Origin of the sequence: Brevibacillus borstelensis (assembly GCF_003710865.1) — a bacterium.
In the GTDB taxonomy this organism is placed as follows: Bacteria; Bacillota; Bacilli; order Brevibacillales; family Brevibacillaceae; genus Brevibacillus; species Brevibacillus borstelensis.
In genome coordinates this window covers 101,851-118,042 of sequence record NZ_RHHO01000017.1, presented here as the reverse complement: position 1 = coordinate 118,042, position 16,192 = coordinate 101,851, and the positions used below count along the sequence as shown (strand labels likewise).

General features: G+C 52.6%; 13 protein-coding genes. 2 read left to right on the top strand and 11 right to left on the bottom strand.

The features are described 5' to 3' along the window. Positions 1-13 precede the first annotated feature (13 nt). From EDM54_RS09495 to EDM54_RS09465, 7 genes are all read right to left on the bottom strand, one after another. Positions 14-1,174: a Ger(x)C family spore germination protein gene (locus EDM54_RS09495; RefSeq protein ID WP_003387796.1), complete on the bottom strand. Its 1,161-nt coding sequence runs from the start codon at positions 1,172-1,174 to the stop codon at positions 14-16. Continuing rightward, a complete protein-coding gene (locus EDM54_RS09490) occupies positions 1,167-2,330 on the bottom strand; it encodes a GerAB/ArcD/ProY family transporter (protein WP_003387797.1) in 1,164 nt (387 codons plus the stop codon). Before EDM54_RS09490 ends, EDM54_RS09495 begins: the two co-directional genes overlap by 8 nt. Next, positions 2,327-3,859 (bottom strand): spore germination protein, encoded by a 1,533-nt coding sequence (locus EDM54_RS09485; protein ID WP_003387798.1) that lies wholly within the window; start codon positions 3,857-3,859, stop codon positions 2,327-2,329. Before EDM54_RS09485 ends, EDM54_RS09490 begins: the two co-directional genes overlap by 4 nt. Before the next feature lie 117 nt (positions 3,860-3,976). Further along, positions 3,977-4,363 (bottom strand): DUF1294 domain-containing protein, encoded by a 387-nt coding sequence (locus tag EDM54_RS09480; protein ID WP_052259620.1) that lies wholly within the window; start codon positions 4,361-4,363, stop codon positions 3,977-3,979. 2 nt (positions 4,364-4,365) lie between these two features. Beyond that, positions 4,366-4,983, bottom strand: a complete 618-nt coding sequence (locus EDM54_RS09475) for a DedA family protein (protein ID WP_003387800.1) — start codon at positions 4,981-4,983, stop codon at positions 4,366-4,368. Between the two features lie 179 nt (positions 4,984-5,162). Beyond that, complete coding sequence (locus tag EDM54_RS09470) at positions 5,163-6,944, bottom strand: B12-binding domain-containing radical SAM protein (RefSeq protein WP_122958119.1); 1,782 nt, start codon at positions 6,942-6,944, stop codon at positions 5,163-5,165. A gap of 118 nt (positions 6,945-7,062) precedes the next feature. Continuing rightward, on the bottom strand, positions 7,063-7,575 hold the full coding sequence (locus EDM54_RS09465) for a MogA/MoaB family molybdenum cofactor biosynthesis protein (RefSeq protein ID WP_122958118.1): 513 nt from the start codon (positions 7,573-7,575) through the stop codon (positions 7,063-7,065). 205 nt (positions 7,576-7,780) lie between these two features. Between EDM54_RS09465 and EDM54_RS09460 the strand changes: the two genes are divergently transcribed. Both EDM54_RS09460 and EDM54_RS09455 read left to right on the top strand, forming a co-directional pair. Then, complete coding sequence (locus EDM54_RS09460; protein WP_122958117.1) at positions 7,781-9,220, top strand: aminotransferase-like domain-containing protein; 1,440 nt, start codon at positions 7,781-7,783, stop codon at positions 9,218-9,220. Between the two features lie 110 nt (positions 9,221-9,330). Continuing rightward, positions 9,331-10,677 carry a TrkH family potassium uptake protein gene (locus EDM54_RS09455; protein WP_003387806.1) on the top strand — a complete coding sequence of 449 codons (1,347 nt, stop codon included), beginning with the start codon at positions 9,331-9,333 and terminating at the stop codon, positions 10,675-10,677. 22 nt (positions 10,678-10,699) lie between these two features. Here EDM54_RS09455 and EDM54_RS09450 read toward each other — a convergent pair whose 3' ends face one another. The 4 genes from EDM54_RS09450 to ilvC form a co-directional block, all read right to left on the bottom strand. Next, complete coding sequence (locus EDM54_RS09450; RefSeq protein WP_170208324.1) at positions 10,700-12,100, bottom strand: sodium:solute symporter family protein; 1,401 nt, start codon at positions 12,098-12,100, stop codon at positions 10,700-10,702. Between the two features lie 208 nt (positions 12,101-12,308). Next, a complete protein-coding gene (leuB, locus tag EDM54_RS09445; RefSeq protein WP_024984402.1) occupies positions 12,309-13,403 on the bottom strand; it encodes a 3-isopropylmalate dehydrogenase in 1,095 nt (364 codons plus the stop codon). A 221-nt stretch (positions 13,404-13,624) separates the two neighbouring features. Beyond that, the gene (locus tag EDM54_RS09440) at positions 13,625-15,160 is read right to left on the bottom strand and encodes a 2-isopropylmalate synthase (protein WP_003387809.1); all 1,536 of its coding nucleotides are present in this window, start codon (positions 15,158-15,160) and stop codon (positions 13,625-13,627) included. 42 nt (positions 15,161-15,202) lie between these two features. Then, the gene (gene ilvC, locus EDM54_RS09435; RefSeq protein ID WP_003387810.1) at positions 15,203-16,192 is read right to left on the bottom strand and encodes a ketol-acid reductoisomerase; all 990 of its coding nucleotides are present in this window, start codon (positions 16,190-16,192) and stop codon (positions 15,203-15,205) included.

Sequence of the window (16,192 nt, the reverse complement as noted above, 5' to 3'; positions counted from 1 at the left end):
TCTCCCTTTTCACTTAGTGCATTTCCATGCCAAGTCGCCGCAGCTTTATCGTGTATTTCACCTCAATCGGGAATTGCTTGAAGTCTTTGAACCAGTCATGCTTTCTCCAGTAATCCGCATAATGATGGCCGCGCATGGCGAGACCGAGTTTGAGGATGTCGCTGTTGTACTGCTTCTGCAGGATATCAAGCATTTTCCTGGCCCGTTTTTCCATTTCTTTTTTGATGAGTTTCTGCAGCATCACGATCACCTCTTCCGGCGACCCTTCAACGTTTTTGGTCATTTCGATAATGTCCCCCTGTATCTCGCATAAGTACGCAACGCCATGTCCGCTATGGTTATCCTGTCCCGTCGCATGCGATCCTTTCATTTCCAATTTCGTTCTGACGAAGTGAGGACGAAAGGAGATGTACCCTCCTCCCTTACCCGGGAGCGGTACGATGACATCTCCTCCCCTTTTCTCATCTCTCAGCTGCAAAAGTGCCCACGTATGGATATCATTGAGCGAGCCGACCATTTTTTGATCCCGAAAAACAGCCACCCCTTTCCATTTGACGTCATCCTTATAGGCCTGCACATAGTTTAGCATCGGCTGCAAGGTCTCATTGGACGTCTGAATCAAGTATTCGCCCATCGTTTGGTCAGGGATCGTGCCCATTTTCGTTCCATTTTCGATGAGATCCATTAAAAACACGACGGGAATCTGGATCAAGCCAGGTTTCATCTCCAGCAAATCGGCTGCTCTCCCTTGAACGACGACAGGCCACATCAGACGTCGTATTTGAGGGTCCCGCCGAAAGCTGTCAATGATGTCATCCATTCCTCTTCTGGCCACGTCTTCACTGATAGCGAGCACGCGCGTATGCCCGAGGAAAATCCGCTGATTCAGACGCTGCTGAAGATTGTTGACGGCATCAGTTACGGTTTTCCCGGTAACACTCATAATTTTTACCGCGTCCTTGTTTCCTCCCCCTCCCTGCCCGCTGCTGCCGGCAATTTTGATCGGAATCGGAATTTGTACAGTCAATTTATATAAGTTCTGCCTGCCCTCGACCAAGTCGATGCCAAGCGCGATAACGGATGTTCTCTCCTCCAGTTCGCGCCGATCCCAGCAGCCTGTCAAAAGCGTCATAAAGAGTAATAAACAGCATAGGGAAGCCCAGGCTTTACCCATGCGCATCACTTCCCTTTTCCCTTTTTCTTCCCCGGTCGCGATAGAGCATGATCAGCCAGTGGATCAAAGGTGAGACGACGCTGATCCAGACGGTTGTATATCCGATTAAAGAGGTCATCTTAAAGAGCTCCACGATGTTTTGCGGTCCAATCGCAACGAAAAAAAGGGGAAAGATCAAAACAATAGATGCAATCCGCTGGAAAAGCATTCCCTTCTTCAGAAGCTGGCGCAAGCCGTAGATTACTGCATAGTATCCATTAGCTACGGTTGTAAAAACAGCCGCTACCCAGACAGCGAGAAAAGCCGATTCCAGCCGTTCCAATATCAATCCGGGCACTTGCGTCGACTTGACGAGCTCCAAGGTCGGCCAGGTTACCCTTTGCAATTCCTCATGGCCAAAAACGACGATCCCCGCGAGGACGATCAATGTGTATACAAAAACAGAGATCCCGATACCGTAGAACCCTGCTTTGACTTTTCCCGTATTTTCGTGTGCAAAAGCGAAAAAGATCAGCATGATCTCGTAACCTTGAAATGAAAAATTGGTCTCAAACGCCCCCGTGATAATGGTCTCCCAAGGCACCCTGATCAGTGGGAGTATGTTGTTCCATTCCGCTTTTTGAAAGGACGCAAGCGCAATAAACAGAATCGGGAACAAAATGAGCGGAAACAGGATTTCATTGACCCGGGCAAGGGTATCGATCTCGTGCAAGCAGAGAATCACAGCCAACACGAACATCGAGACAATAATGACCTCCAGTGGCGTATCCATCAATACAGCTGTAACGACCACCTCACCAAAAATACGGGATGTTATGGCCGTGGTCACGAAGAGAGCAATGAGAAACATCATAATCCATGGCAGGCTGAGCCAAAACCCCAAACGGGATTGCTCATGTCCCCCCCACACAATCCGACTGTACTGGATAAATGTCAGTCCAGGGAAACGTCTGCTTAAAACCGCGATCAACCAAATCGCAAAAAACGTCAGAACCGACCCCAAAATCGGAGCCATCCAGCCCGCTTCAAACATCTTTTCAGTGGTTGTTCTCGGCAATGTCAGAACACCTACGCCAATCAGCGTGCTGGTAATGAGCGAAGTCATCTGCCACAGGGAAAACGTATTGTGCTGCGGATCTTTCCCAAGCTGGCTCATGACTTCTCTCCCCCCTTGCGGATCTCGTCCTGAGGATGGAACATGGTGGGGCGCCTTGTCAGCCACCTGAATGGCATGCGAATGACCATGTCCCTCATCGCGACCAAATTAATCGGGCTGATCGGTGTCAAGTAAGGCACGCCAAACGACTTCAGGGACGAAAGATGGATCAGGATAATGATGATAAACAGCATAATCCCGTACAAGCCAAACATCCCCGCCAATAGCATCAACGGGAATCGCAGCATCCGAATGGCGATAGCGGCACTATAGCTGGGGGTTGCAAAGGAACCGATCGTGGTCAGCGCGACGATGATGACCATGATCGGACTGACGAGGCCGGCCGAAACGGCGGCTTCACCGACGACAAGCGCTCCAACGATTCCGATGGTAGGTCCAATGGGGCCAGGCAGACGTACGCTTGCTTCCCGCAAAATCTCAATCGCCGTCTCCATAATTAATGCCTCCATCACAGACGGAAAAGGCACAGTTGAGCGTCCGGCAGCCATGGCTATAACAAGCCGGGAAGGGATCATTTCCGGATGAAACGAGCTGAACGCGATGTAAAGAGACGGCATAAGCAGCGCGATAATCATGCTGACTCCCCGAATCATCCTGATAAAGGTTGCGATATAAAAGCGTTCATAGTAATCTTCCGGGCTCTGATAGAACTGCGAGAAGACAGCCGGTGCGATTAGGGCAAACGGAGTGCCATCAACCAGAATCGCCACCTTTCCTTCCAGCAGGTTGGCGACCACCTTGTCCGGCCTTTCCGTGTTCTGTATCTGCGGGAAAGGAGACCAGCGGGTGTCCTGGATCAACTGCTCGATATAGCCGCTCTCTAATATGGCGTCGATGTTGATATTTTCAACCCTTCGGCAAATTTCCTGAACGATGGGCTGATGAGCGATCCCCTCGATATAAGTAACGTAAATATCCGTCTGTGTCCGTTGGCCTACTACAAAATGCTTGAGCCGCAGGTTGGGGTCTTTTAGCCGCGACCGGATTAGCGCTGAATTAACGCAAAGCGTCTCTGCAAAGCCGTCGCGCGGCCCACGTACGACAGACTCCGTTTTGGGCTCTTCCACCCCACGTCGATCCCATCCCCTGGTGTTGTTTAAAAACACCTTGTTCTGTCCATCCAGAACAAGCACGGCATTTCCAGAGAGGATGTTGCGAATCGCCTGCCGCAGTCGGTCTGTAGATTCCAACTCATTGACAGCCGGTTTTTCGTAGGTGACACTCGTGGAAGCCATAAACCGTATGATATACTCACTGACCACACCTCGGTCCACCATGCCATCTATGAATAGCAGAGCGGCCTCTGTGCCGTTTTTCACAGTAAACCTCCGTACCACCAAGTCATCGCTTTTGCCGAGCTGTTTCTCCAGCAGGGCGAGGTTTTCTTCCAGACTGGAGGAGAGGATCGTATCAGGGACGCTTTCCATGCTTTTGTTGGCATGTTGGGTAAGGGCAGCATTCCGCAAACTTGCTTTTCGCTTTTCCCACGCTTTCCAAAACTGGCTCAACGCTCTCCCCCCTGTACCGTCAGATGTGGTTAGTGTGCCCAAAAATGGATAGAACACTCTCCTTTTCATTCTGATGGAACAGGTAAAACGTCCGTTGAACAACAAAAAAGACCGCCTTTACGACAAGGCGGACCATTTCAGGATATAGCGAATCGCTAGAAAAAGCAGATACATCTGAATGATGAAAAAAACCGGAACAGGGATCGTAAAAGAGAGGTGCTTGGTCTTGTGGCGGAAAAAGAGCATACCCGCCCAGGTCCCTGCTGCCCCTCCCAATGCAGCGACGAGCAGGAGCCCGGATTCGGGTATGCGAAGCCTTCCCTGCTTGGCGCAGCGCTTGTCGTTTGCCGTCACCATGAAGGCGTACACATTGACAAGAATGATGCCCGCAAGCAGCCAGAGCAGCTTCTGGCTCCACCAGCCGTACCCGATCATGAGCCAGGTACACGCCAGCAGAGCATTGCGAACCCTTTTATACGTTTCCAAATGATGCTGGTTGTTCATCTTTATTCTCCTTTTGCCCGAAAAGCGCGATTGGCAACAATGAACCGGCGAATGAGAAGACCTGCAGCAAACAGAACCGCCAGCACCAGAAGGCCATATAAACCGTAGGAGCGGATTAATGTGATGATCCCTTCTACATTGCGTCCAAAAATGTATCCAATCGCATAAAACGCAGCCGTCCATAATAAGCCGATCGGGTACGACAAAATCGCATAGCGTCGGAAGGTCATTCCGCTCATTGCGACGATATACGGAACCACGTGCCGAACCACAGGAAACAAATAGCTGAAGCAAAGAGCCAGCGTGCCGTACTTCTCCAGCAAAGCAGTAGATCGCTGGACCGTATGCCTCATCTTTTCCGTTTTGGACAACCACTTCAGGATCGGTTTGCCAAAGAATTTTCCGAGCAGAAATCCGATCGTCAATCCCGAAGCTACTCCGATATAGCCTGCCAAAAAGGCGTAGACCGGGTCCAGCAGTTTAATTGAAGCCAGAAATCCCCCCGTGGCCACCACCAATTCGTCTGGAATGGGCAATCCGACGATCCCCAGCCAGAGCAAAAAGAAGATGGCAATATAGCCGTATTGCTCGATTATCGACATCAACAGGTTGATTTCCATGGCGCAAAAAATCCCCTATCCTCGCCGCTTGGCTCTGTTTCGTTTAGGCCGTCGGCGCTATTTCCAATTTCATATCCCTTTTACCTATACGGATGCACAGCCCCAAAAGTTACTTGTACTATTTTGCAATCTAAACAAGGCTTTTATCAATACAAATCATTTATTGAACAAGAAATGATCTACCGAATGGACAAAAGCTCGTCTTGCTTGACCACCGTATAGGAATTATCCTGACCTTCCTGATAGGGATAATACACAACCAATACATGCGAACCTTCTACAAGCTCACCAGATTCCTCCCATTTCCCAATGTCGAAGGAAACAAGAGCAGGCAGGGTGTGCTTGAAATACTCCTTCTCCGTTGCGGTATGTCGGGCGAAATCTTCGCGCAGCTGCTCGCGTTTTTCCGCGACGACCTGATAGAGCGCTTGCAGGTCCGATTTTTCCAGTACGTCATCCCACCAGAGCTTTCGCGGGCGATGCTTTTGATTCCGCAGGTAATCGTATTTCATCAGGCTGAGAATGTGCTGCATCTGCTCTGTCCCGCGATTCTCCAGAAACAGGCGCAAACGGAGAAACAAATCCTCCAACTGATGACCGATCCGGCTCCACCCTTTTTCTTCCCAAAAATCTCCAAACTCCTGAAAGAAATCAAAAGGTGTGGCAAAGGTGCGGGTCACAAGCCATTCCAGCGTGTTGTCCATACGATGCGCATTCCAGTACTTCTCCAGAATATCCTCTGCCCGCTTGATCCGCTGCATATCGCCAAAAGAGAGTACATTGTTCCCGAGAATTTCGTACGGTGCCTGGTCCATGTAAATATAGCCGTGATTGGCTGCCCGCGCTCTGACGCCAGTACCGCGCAGCATCTTCAGAAAACCGAGCTGAAGCTCTTCCGGCCGAAGCGCGAACACATCGTTGAACGTCTTGCGAAACGAATCGTAGTCCTCTTCGGGGAGTCCTGCAATCAAATCAAGATGCTGGTCAATTTTTTTGGAATTCTTGATTTTGGTAACGGTATTGGCCAGGCGATCAAAGCGTTGAATCCGCTGTACGAGGCGGTTTGTCTCGTCATTGGTCGACTGGACGCCGATTTCAAACCGGAAAATTCCCGGAGGCGCATTTTCAATCAGGAAGTCGAGAACGTCGGCACGCAGAATGTCGGCCGTGATCTCGAACTGAAACACGGTTCCATTGTGATTGTCAATCAGGAACTGAAAGATCTCCAATGCGTACTTCTTGTTGATGTTAAACGTCCGGTCGACGAATTTAATCGTTTTGACCCCGTGGGAAATAAGCCTCAATAAATCAGCCTTCACTCGCTCAAGGCCAAAATAGCGGACCCCGTCTTCAATGGAGGACAGGCAGTACTGGCACTTGAACGGACAGCCGCGCGACGCTTCGAAATAAACGACCCGATTGTTCAGCTCGTCCAGATCCTCTTCAAATGGGGAAGGGATGGAATCCAAGTTCTCAATTTGTGCACGCGGAGCGCTAAACCTGACGTGCTCTCCGTCGCGATAGGCGATGCCCGCGACGTCCTTTAAGCGAGGAGGCTCTCCTGTACGAAACGATTCATCATAGGCTTGCATCAATTCAAGAAACGTCTGCTCGCCTTCTCCCAGCACGATCACGTCGAATTCCGGATGCTGCTTGAGCCAGTGGTCGGCATCATAGCTCACTTCCGGACCTCCGACGATGACGGGCAGGTCGGGACGGATTTTCTTCAAGTTGGCGATCACGTCGATCGTCTCGCGTATATTCCAGATGTAACAGGAAAAAGCGGCAATATCCGGCTGCCGCTTGTAGATGTCACCGACGACATTCAGGGTTACATCGTTTATCGTGTATTCGGCCAATTCAATATCGGGAAATGTCGGCTTTGTATAGCTGCGCAAATAACGCAAGGCCAGTGAAGAGTGTATGAACTTGGCGTTAAGTGTAGACAATAAAATTTTCATCTGTACGTGTACTCCTCTTGGACAAATCTCCCCCTGTCTTTCGCACAGGGGACAGGCACTTTTTGCCTTCTGTAACAGTATCACAAGCCATGCCCGGCAGCAAATGCAGATACTGGTCCTACCCTTTTTTGGTCAGCTCCCGGATGACATGTCCAAGCTCCGGCACGATCAAACGATTCATCGCCAAGCGGACTGCTCCTGTAGAACCTGGCGTAGAAAAAATGGCCTTCCCCTGTTTGACGCCAGCGACCGCTCTGCTGAGAATGGCAGCCGAGCCGATATCCTCCGTGTAGCTCAACATGCGGAACAACTCGCCGAATCCTGGAATCTCCTTATCCAAAAGACCCGAAACGGCTTCAAATGTATTGTCCCGAGGAGAGATGCCTGTCCCGCCATTTAGCAAAATCGCTTGAACCGCCGGATCGGCCACTCCCTCTTCGATGGCTGTGATCACCTGTGCAGGCTCGTCCTTTACGATGCGATATTGCAAAGTAAGATGACCAGCCTCCCGCAACAGCTCCATCATCAGTTGGCCGCTCTTGTCCGTCTCTTCGGTCCTTGTATCTGAAACGGTAATCACCATGCAGCCCACTTGCTTCGGGGCATTTGCCTTATGCTCCTTCGTGCTCATATGATTTCATCCTCTCTGGAAACGGCATAGGAAAAACCGTCCCGCCCCTGTCTTTTATCTGAAGCCATGATACCATTTTCATGGCAGGCCTATCCAGTCACGTGCAATACCGTTCGATTACATGTTTCACTCCCTGCTCGATCGGGATTGTTTTATAATGAGGCGATAGAAGGTTGACATTGCTTTCATCGAGGTGGGTACTCACATGCCAAATCGCCCTTTCTTTTCCTTTCACTTTCACAAGCATTCCAAGACACCGCTTAACGTTCAACTGTTCGAACAGTTGCAAACAGCCATCTTGCGCGGCGCCTTTCTCCAGGGAGACCAGCTCATTTCGCTTCGCGAGATGAAGGCGATCACCGGCTGTTCTTTGGAAACGGTGAAAAAAGCGTACGATTTGCTAGTCCAACATGAATGGGTAGAAGCCCTGCATGGAAAGGGGTATTTCCTCACCGCAAAAGCCAGGGAAATGCGACGCAGCGACCGGCTCCCTCTCGCTGATATTCCGCTCTTCTCATTGGCTGATTCTACACCCCCGCCAGGCGACGACTTGCTGCGACGACTGCGCTCTTCCTTTGCGGATAGCGTAAACGTGCTGACTGAACAGGCGGGGCAAAAGAAAATCCGAAGAATACAGGCTGCAGACGCCTATTGCGTACATTTGAACAGCCGGGGAATACCTGCCGCACCTGAGCGTCTGCTATTGTTTAACCGCAGTACAAGTGCATTTACCTTCGTTGTTCAGCAGCTTATGCAGAAAACAGATATCGTCTTTGTGGAAGAATACCATTACCCTGTATTTTCCTCTATGCTGAAACACTGCGGCATCACCGCAAAAGCGATCCCCCTGGACAGGGAAGGCATCGATATAGAAGCTTTGGAGGCCGCCACGAAAGCAGCTCCTCCCGGGTGGCTTTTGATCAATCCGCATCACCATTTTCCTACCGGGATCAGCTATTCCCGCAAGCGAAAAGAGTATTTGCTAGACTGGGCGGAAAGAAATCGCGTGACGCTTTTGGAAAACGACCATCACGGAGATTTGTGGTTTCGCAGACCAAGTCGCACGCTTTACCAGCTTGCAGTGGAAACAGGACGCTCAGTCCCCGTCTATACGCTTCATTCCTTTTCCAAAACGCTTGGGCGCGACCTTCAACTAGGGGCGCTCGTGCTTCCAAGCCAGCTTACGGAGGAGGAGCGTGAGCGTTTGCGGCAGCTCGTTTCCCTTACAGGTGCAGAGCCATCCTTGCTCATTTTGGAGGCGGCCGTTTCCCTCCTGAACGATCCGTGGTTTGCCGAAGTTTATCTGGCGGAAAGACGCTCTCTCTTTTTTGCCAGATGGCAATGCCTGCTTCAGGAACAGCCGCAAGCACTGCCGGCACATGCCCGCCTGCTGCCGATAAAAGGCGGACTCAATACGTGGATCGAGTGGGGGACGCCCAGTCCGCACGCTGCCGCACAGGAAGAACGGGTAATTACTCTCCTGCGCGAGGAGGGACTTGAACTTGCGGCAGGAAAGTCCTTTCGCCTTCCTGACGAACCAGAGGGACTGATCCGGCGGCCAGCCGTTCGCTTTCCGTTAGCTCCGCTGGACAAGCGGGAGCTGACGTATTGGCTGCAGCGCCTGGGAGCCATGCTCCTTCGTTAAAAATCCATCTTCACCGCTTGCTTTTCGTCTATTATACTTACATTGGTTCCTGACATACTAAGCGAAAGCCTTTTGCCCAATCAAACGGAGAGAACCGAGGATGATCGCGAATGATACGGAAAATTGTAGAGAAGCTCCACCTTGATCCCCCGAAAACCCTTGTCCTTGGTTTTGCCCTTATCATTCTGCTTGGTGCCTTTCTGCTCACGCTGCCTGTCGCGACGATCGACGGGGCGGGACTTTCCTGGCTGGATGCCTTGTTTACCTCTACGTCCGCCACATGCGTAACAGGATTGGTCGTCGTGGATACAGGCACGACATTTACTTTGTTCGGGCAGCTCGTGATCTTGAGCTTGATCCAGGTCGGCGGGCTCGGCTTCATGACCATCGCCACTTTTTTTGCTCTGATCATGCGCAAGCGAATTTCTTTGCGCGAGCGCCTTCTCCTGCAGGAATCCTTAAACCAGGTTTCGATTGAAGGGATTGTGCGCCTGGCAAAGCTGATCATTATTTTTACAGCTATCACCGAGGTTATCGGCGGATTGCTGCTGGCCCTGCGCTTTTCTTTTGACATGCCGGTCGGCAGAGCCTTTTACTACGGCTTTTTTCATGCCATCTCCAATTTTAACAACGCCGGCTTCGACTTGATGGGCGACTTCTCCAGCCTGACACGCTATGTATCGGACCCTGTTGTGACGTTGGTCGTCTGCGCCATGATCATTCTGGGCGGGATCGGCTTCATCGTCGTCAGCGAAGTGTTTGAATACCGTCAGACAAAGCGATTGTCGCTCCATACAAAAGTTGTTTTGTACACGACTGCCTGTCTGATCCTGATCGGTACCGGACTGATTTTTATACTGGAATACAACAATCCGAAGACGCTTCAGCCGCTTTCGCCATTGGGGAAGGTGCTCGGCTCCCTGTATCAGTCCGTCACGGCACGTACGGCAGGCTCCAACACGTTGAGCATCGGAGATATGCGGCAGTCTTCCCTGTTTCTCATCATCCTGTTGATGTTTATCGGGGCCTCTCCAGGGTCTACGGGAGGCGGTATCAAGACGACGACCTTCGCTACCCTGATCGGAGCCGTCATCGCCCAGATCAAAGGGAAGGAAGATGTGATTTTTTTCCGCCAGAGATTGCTGCCCCATGTCATCTATAAATCGCTGACTGTAACCGTCATCGGGATGCTTGTCGTCATCGTCGTAACGATGATCCTCACCATTACCGAAGCGGGTGCCGAATTTTTGATGATCCTGTTCGAGGTGACCTCCGCATTTGCCACAACGGGGCTTTCGATGGGACTTACCCCGCTGCTGACCCCGATCGGCAAGATCCTGATCATCCTGACCATGTTTGCAGGCAGGCTAGGCCCCCTTACCATCGCCTTTGCACTAGCCCAGCGAAAGCAAAAGGAATACTACCGCTATCCAAAAGGAAAAATCATGATTGGATAGCGAATAAAACAGCCCCGTCACTTCAGCCAAGAGGCCGAATGGACGGGGTTGTCGTTTTTCGCGCCAATAAATAGCCGGCAAGCAACAGGGCAAGGCTCCACGCTCCACTCACATAGAGCGGATCGATACCGGTCACAGGCAGCAGCAGCCAGCTCCAGACCAGTGCGAAAATCGGCGCGCCCCAAATCGCGACTGCTCCATAGCGCTCATGTACCGGCGTCAACTGAAACAGGAAGAAAAGCACGGGGAAAAATACCGTGACCCCTCTGAGCGTCATCGCCAGGAAGGCCCAATGAAGAATGAGTGCATGCTCATCCAGACAGACAAATGCGTAAGCCATCAAAATTACAACGATGATCAACAATCGTGAGAGGGCCAGATTTTTTTTGTCTGAGCGAAAGCGGTCCGTATATTTCTGGATGACATCCCGATTGAGAATCGTTGCGATGCTGAGTGTCAATGCGGCGCCTGTCATCACCACAGAAAGCAGGATAACGGCATATGCCCCACCGGCCAGCCATGTCGGGGAATGGAGCAGAAAGAACTGGGGAACGGCCTCGCGCGGTGAAAGCTGCGGATGCGTGTCATGCATATACATCCCGATCCATGCACTCACCAGACCGATCAAAATGATGACAACTCCCGCTGTCACGGCGCCTGTCCGGGCATCTGCGGCACTGCGGCTCGCGAAAATGGGCTGAAGATACGCCTGCGTAGAAAAAATGCCGACGATCATTGCTGCACCCTGCGCCCAGCCTATGCCTGCTTCCGGCACAGTCAGAGTGAAACGCCCTTCGCCCCACCAACGGATGTAGCTGTCTCCGCTCACTTGCCACCACAGCCAAGCGCCAGTCCCGACCAGCAGCAGTACAAGCATGGCTGTTTTTAACGTCCCGACGATGCTCGCTCCCATGAAACCGCCAGCCAGCACGTAAGCAAAAATTAAAAAGGACGGGATCAACGCCATAACAACCAACGGCCCTTTCCAGAAAACAGTGACGAACGGAAGGGCAGCCAGCAATTGTGCGATCACCTGGATAAACATGCCCAAGGATAAAAACAAGCTGGCTCCCAGTTGCGAGCGGCGACCGTATTGCCCTCCGACCAGCTCTGGCAGCGTCTCCACTCTCATCCGAATAAAGCGATTGGCAAACAGCCCAAGCAGCATGACCGCAACCCCGCCGCCCAGCGTAAACCAGATCGAAGCCAAGCCGTACTGAAAGGCAAGCTCTCCCGTTCCGACGATAGAGGTGCCGCCGACGAATCCACCTACCAGGGCTCCGGCAACCATCCCGGCTGACAAGGAGCCCCCTGCATTGCTAAAATCGCTGCTGCGCCGTACATCTCGCTTCGCCACAACACCGGCAACGACTGTACACATCAAGACCGCAAGAAAACTGAGCAGAAATCCGATCGAGGACACGCTGTTCTCCCCTCTAATGCTGCTTTGTTGGGCCGCCACGGCAACACGTGGCGACATCTGTCAAAAGATTGAGTTAATGACTTTAGTATATTACAAGAATGAGTTCATTCACAATAAGGGTTTACCCTTCCAGTGATATGAGCCATAAAAAAGACCCTGCTTGCTGTCGGCACAACGACCTTTGCAAACAGGATCCCGTGTATTCTCTTTACTTGGAAACGGCGGAGCCGGAGAGTGCTTCGCACACCAGTCGGCCCATTTCTTTTGTTCCAATCGCTTTGCTTCTGTCTGCGGCGATGTCTCCGGTACGGTGTCCCGCTTCCAGTACGGACCAGACAGCACGCTCTACATCATCTGCCGCTTTGTCCATCCCAAAGGAGAGCCGGAGCATCATCGCTGCGGACAGGATCGTCGCCAACGGATTGGCGATTCCTTGTCCGGCGATGTCAGGCGCCGAACCGTGAACCGGTTCGTACAGGCCAAAGCTTCCCTCAGCGAGGCTTGCCGATGCCAGCATACCGATCGAACCGGTCAGCATGGCCGCCTGATCGCTCAAAATGTCCCCAAACATGTTTTCTGTCACGATGACATCAAACTGCTTCGGAGCCCGGACCAACTGCATGGCGCACGCGTCTACCAGCATATGGGAGAGCTCGACGTCCGGATAATCGGCCGCTACCCGCTCTGTTACCTTCCGCCAGAGACGGGAGCTTTCGAGAACATTCGCCTTGTCTACCGAGACGAGGCGTTTTTGGCGCTTGCGGGCCACATCAAACGCGACGCGGACGATACGCTCGACCTCCGCCTCGTGATAGATGCATTGGTCTTCTGCCACTTCGCCGTTCGGTCCGTCGTAGCGTTTTTTCTCTCCGAAATAGATGCCGCCTGTCAGCTCCCGGACGACGATCAGATCGACGCCAGATACGACCTCCGGCTTGAGCGAGGACGCCTCTACCATCGAGGAATGCATGGTCGCCGGCCGAATATTCGCAAACAAGCCCAGCTCTTTGCGAATGCCGAGAAGCCCCGCTTCCGGACGAAGATGGCCGGGATTTTGATCCCATTTGGGACCGCCCACGGCACCCAGCATAACCGCATCCGCTTCTTTTGAGATCGCGATGGTTTCTGCTGGCAGCGGTGTTCCATCTGTGTCGATGGCGATACCGCCGATGCGTCCGTATTTGTAGTCAAATGTTACTCCTTCACGTTCTGCCACCAAAGAGAGAACCTTGACCGCTTCCTCCATGATTTCCGGTCCGATTCCGTCTCCGGGCAGGACTGCGATGCGATAGTTTTTTTTCATCTTCATCCCGCTTTTCTTTCAGTATCGTCTCATGCAAGTATGGTTGATCTCTTCCACGTATCGTTTTTCTTCTATTTATATATGGTTTCATGCAGCCGATTCATATCCGGTATCATACAACCGAATCGTTTTACCGGCTGCGTTCGGTTTCCTATCATTTTTACCGTCTGCCGTACGCTTTGGTCTCTTCCACTCTATCCTTTTTGCCGTTCGTCTCACGCTCAGCTCGTCGCTGCTACCAGGGCCTCTCCGCGACGCTCCAGAATCTTGTTGATGGCCCGCACATAAGCAATGGCGCTCGCTTCCAGAACGTCCGTGCTTACGCCACGGCCGGTTACCGTAAGATCGCCCTGCTGCAAGCGGACAAACACTTCTCCGAGGGCATCCTGGCCTTGTGTTACCGAGAGAATTTTGTAATCGGTCAGACTGACCTCTTCACCCGTCGCCCGATCAATTGCCTTGTAAATGGAATCAACAGAACCGTTTCCGCATGCAGCCTCCTCGCATGTCGAACCATCTGCCCGCACCAGTCTTACGCTCGCGGTCGGTACGGAGAGGTTGCCGTAGGAAAGCTGTACGGACTCGAGGCGGTACATTTCCGTCCCGCGGACCATTTTTCCGTCAACCAGAGCCAGAATGTCATCGTCGCTGATCTCTTTCTTCTTGTCGCACAATTCCTTGAAGGAAGCAAAAGCCGCGTCGATCTCTTCCTGCTCCAGATGGTAGCCAAGCTCCACCAGCTTTTCTTTGAAAGCATGGCGGCCGGAGTGTTTGCCCAGCACCAGCTTGTTGGATTTGAAGCCGACGGATTCCGGACGAATAATTTCGTAGGTGGTCGCCTCTTTGAGCACGCCGTCCTGGTGAATTCCCGATTCGTGGGCAAACGCATTCGCCCCCACGACCGCCTTGTTCCCAGGCACGATCATCCCGGTCAAACGGCTGACCAGCTGACTGGTCCGGGCGATTTCCTTCAGATTCAGCTTGGTCGTCGCCTCGTAGAAATCCTTGCGAGTCTCAAGGGCGAGAGCCACTTCCTCCAACGCTGCGTTGCCTGCGCGCTCTCCGATACCGTTGATGGTTCCTTCCACTTGGGTCGCGCCTGCTTCCACTGCGGCGAGGCTGTTTGCCACCGCCATGCCCAAATCGTCATGGCAGTGACAGCTCAGGCGGATTCCTTCCACTCCGGGAACGCGCTGGCGCAGCTCGCGGAAGATGTTTCCGTACTGGTACGGTGTCATGTATCCGACTGTATCCGGGATGTTGACTGTGGTCGCGCCTGCTTTGATCACAGCTTCTACCACTTCGGCCAGAAAATCGATCTCGGTGCGGGCAGCATCCTCGGCGGAGAACTGCACTTCCGTAAAGTATTTCTTGGCGTATGTGACTGCTTCCACCGCTTTTTCCAGCACCTGCTCCTTGGACATGCGCAGCTTGTGCTCGCGGTGAATCGGCGATGTCGCCAAAAAGACGTGGAGGCAGGCGTTTTGCGCATGGCGCAGCGCTTCGTATGCCTTATCCATATCGCCCTTGACCGCACGGGCCAGGCTGACGATGGTGGAATTTTTCACGCGCTTTGCCACTTCGGCCACGGACTTTTGGTCGCCCGGGGAGGCAGCGGCAAAACCCGCTTCAATTCTCGTAACGCCCAGCTTCTCTAGTTGTAGGGCGATCTCCACCTTCTCGTTCGTGCTGATGTTGACGCCCGGAGACTGCTCCCCGTCGCGCAGTGTTGTATCAAAAATCTCAATGGTCCGCATGAACTTTCCACCTCCACAAAAGTTGTTGTTTTGTTTTTTTTCTTATTTATTCAGCCAGGACATCATGCCACGCAGCTTCGCACCCACTTGCTCGATGCCGTGTTCTGCTTCCAGACGGCGGCGAGCATTGAAGCCAGGGCGGTTCGCCTGGTTTTCCAAGATCCAGTTGCGGGCGAATGTGCCGTCTTGGATTTCCGCAAGCACTTTTTTCATCTCTTTGCGAGTTTCGTCCGTGATGATGCGACGGCCTGTGCTGTAGTCGCCGTATTCGGCTGTGTCGCTGATGGAGTAGCGCATGCGGGCGAGTCCGCCTTCGTACATCAGGTCAACGATCAGCTTCAGCTCATGCAGACATTCGAAGTAGGCGATTTCCGGCTCGTATCCGGCTTCAACCAGTGTATCGAAGCCCGCTTTTACCAGCTCGCTCACGCCGCCGCACAGTACAGCCTGCTCACCGAACAGATCGGTTTCGGTCTCTTCGCGGAAGGACGTTTCGATGACGCCCGCCCGGGTGCAGCCGATGCCGCTTGCGTACGCCAGTGCCGTTTCCTTCGCTTTGCCGGAAGCATCCTGGTATACCGCGATCAGGCCTGGAACGCCGAAGCCTTCTTGATACACGCGGCGTACGAGATGGCCCGGGCTCTTTGGAGCAACCATGATCACGTCAACGTCTGCTGGAGGCACGATTTGCCCGAAGTGGATGTTGAAGCCGTGGGAGAAGCAAAGCGTCGCGCCCGCTTTCAGATTGCCTGCGATCTCGTCGCGGTATACTTGCGCCTGACGCTCATCCGGCATGAGGATTTGCACCACATCTGCACGGCTGGCCGCTTCCGCTACCGATACGACTTCAAAGCCGTCTTTTGCCGCTTGGTCCCAGGATTTCCCTTCACGAAGACCGACAATGACTTTATAACCGCTGTCGCGCAGGTTTTGTGCTTGCGCGTGGCCTTGGCTGCCGTATCCGATAATTGCTACCGTTTTTCCTCTCAGTGCCTCTTTGTTTACGTCTGCTTCATAGTACATAGTTACCAT

Excerpts from the sequence above, each read along its gene's own strand:
- ilvC (WP_003387810.1), bottom strand. The coding sequence starts at position 16,192 with ATGGTAACTATGTACTATGAAGCAGACGTAAACAAAGAGGCACTGAGA.
- EDM54_RS09455 (WP_003387806.1), top strand. The coding sequence starts at position 9,331 with ATGATACGGAAAATTGTAGAGAAGCTCCACCTTGATCCCCCGAAAACC.
- EDM54_RS09470 (WP_122958119.1), bottom strand. The coding sequence starts at position 6,944 with ATGAAAATTTTATTGTCTACACTTAACGCCAAGTTCATACACTCTTCA.
- EDM54_RS09475 (WP_003387800.1), bottom strand. The coding sequence starts at position 4,983 with ATGGAAATCAACCTGTTGATGTCGATAATCGAGCAATACGGCTATATT.
- EDM54_RS09480 (WP_052259620.1), bottom strand. The coding sequence starts at position 4,363 with ATGAACAACCAGCATCATTTGGAAACGTATAAAAGGGTTCGCAATGCT.
- EDM54_RS09440 (WP_003387809.1), bottom strand. The coding sequence starts at position 15,160 with ATGCGGACCATTGAGATTTTTGATACAACACTGCGCGACGGGGAGCAG.
- EDM54_RS09465 (WP_122958118.1), bottom strand. The coding sequence starts at position 7,575 with ATGAGCACGAAGGAGCATAAGGCAAATGCCCCGAAGCAAGTGGGCTGC.
- EDM54_RS09490 (WP_003387797.1), bottom strand. The coding sequence starts at position 2,330 with ATGAGCCAGCTTGGGAAAGATCCGCAGCACAATACGTTTTCCCTGTGG.
- EDM54_RS09460 (WP_122958117.1), top strand. The coding sequence starts at position 7,781 with ATGCCAAATCGCCCTTTCTTTTCCTTTCACTTTCACAAGCATTCCAAG.
- EDM54_RS09495 (WP_003387796.1), bottom strand. The coding sequence starts at position 1,174 with ATGGGTAAAGCCTGGGCTTCCCTATGCTGTTTATTACTCTTTATGACG.
- leuB (WP_024984402.1), bottom strand. The coding sequence starts at position 13,403 with ATGAAAAAAAACTATCGCATCGCAGTCCTGCCCGGAGACGGAATCGGA.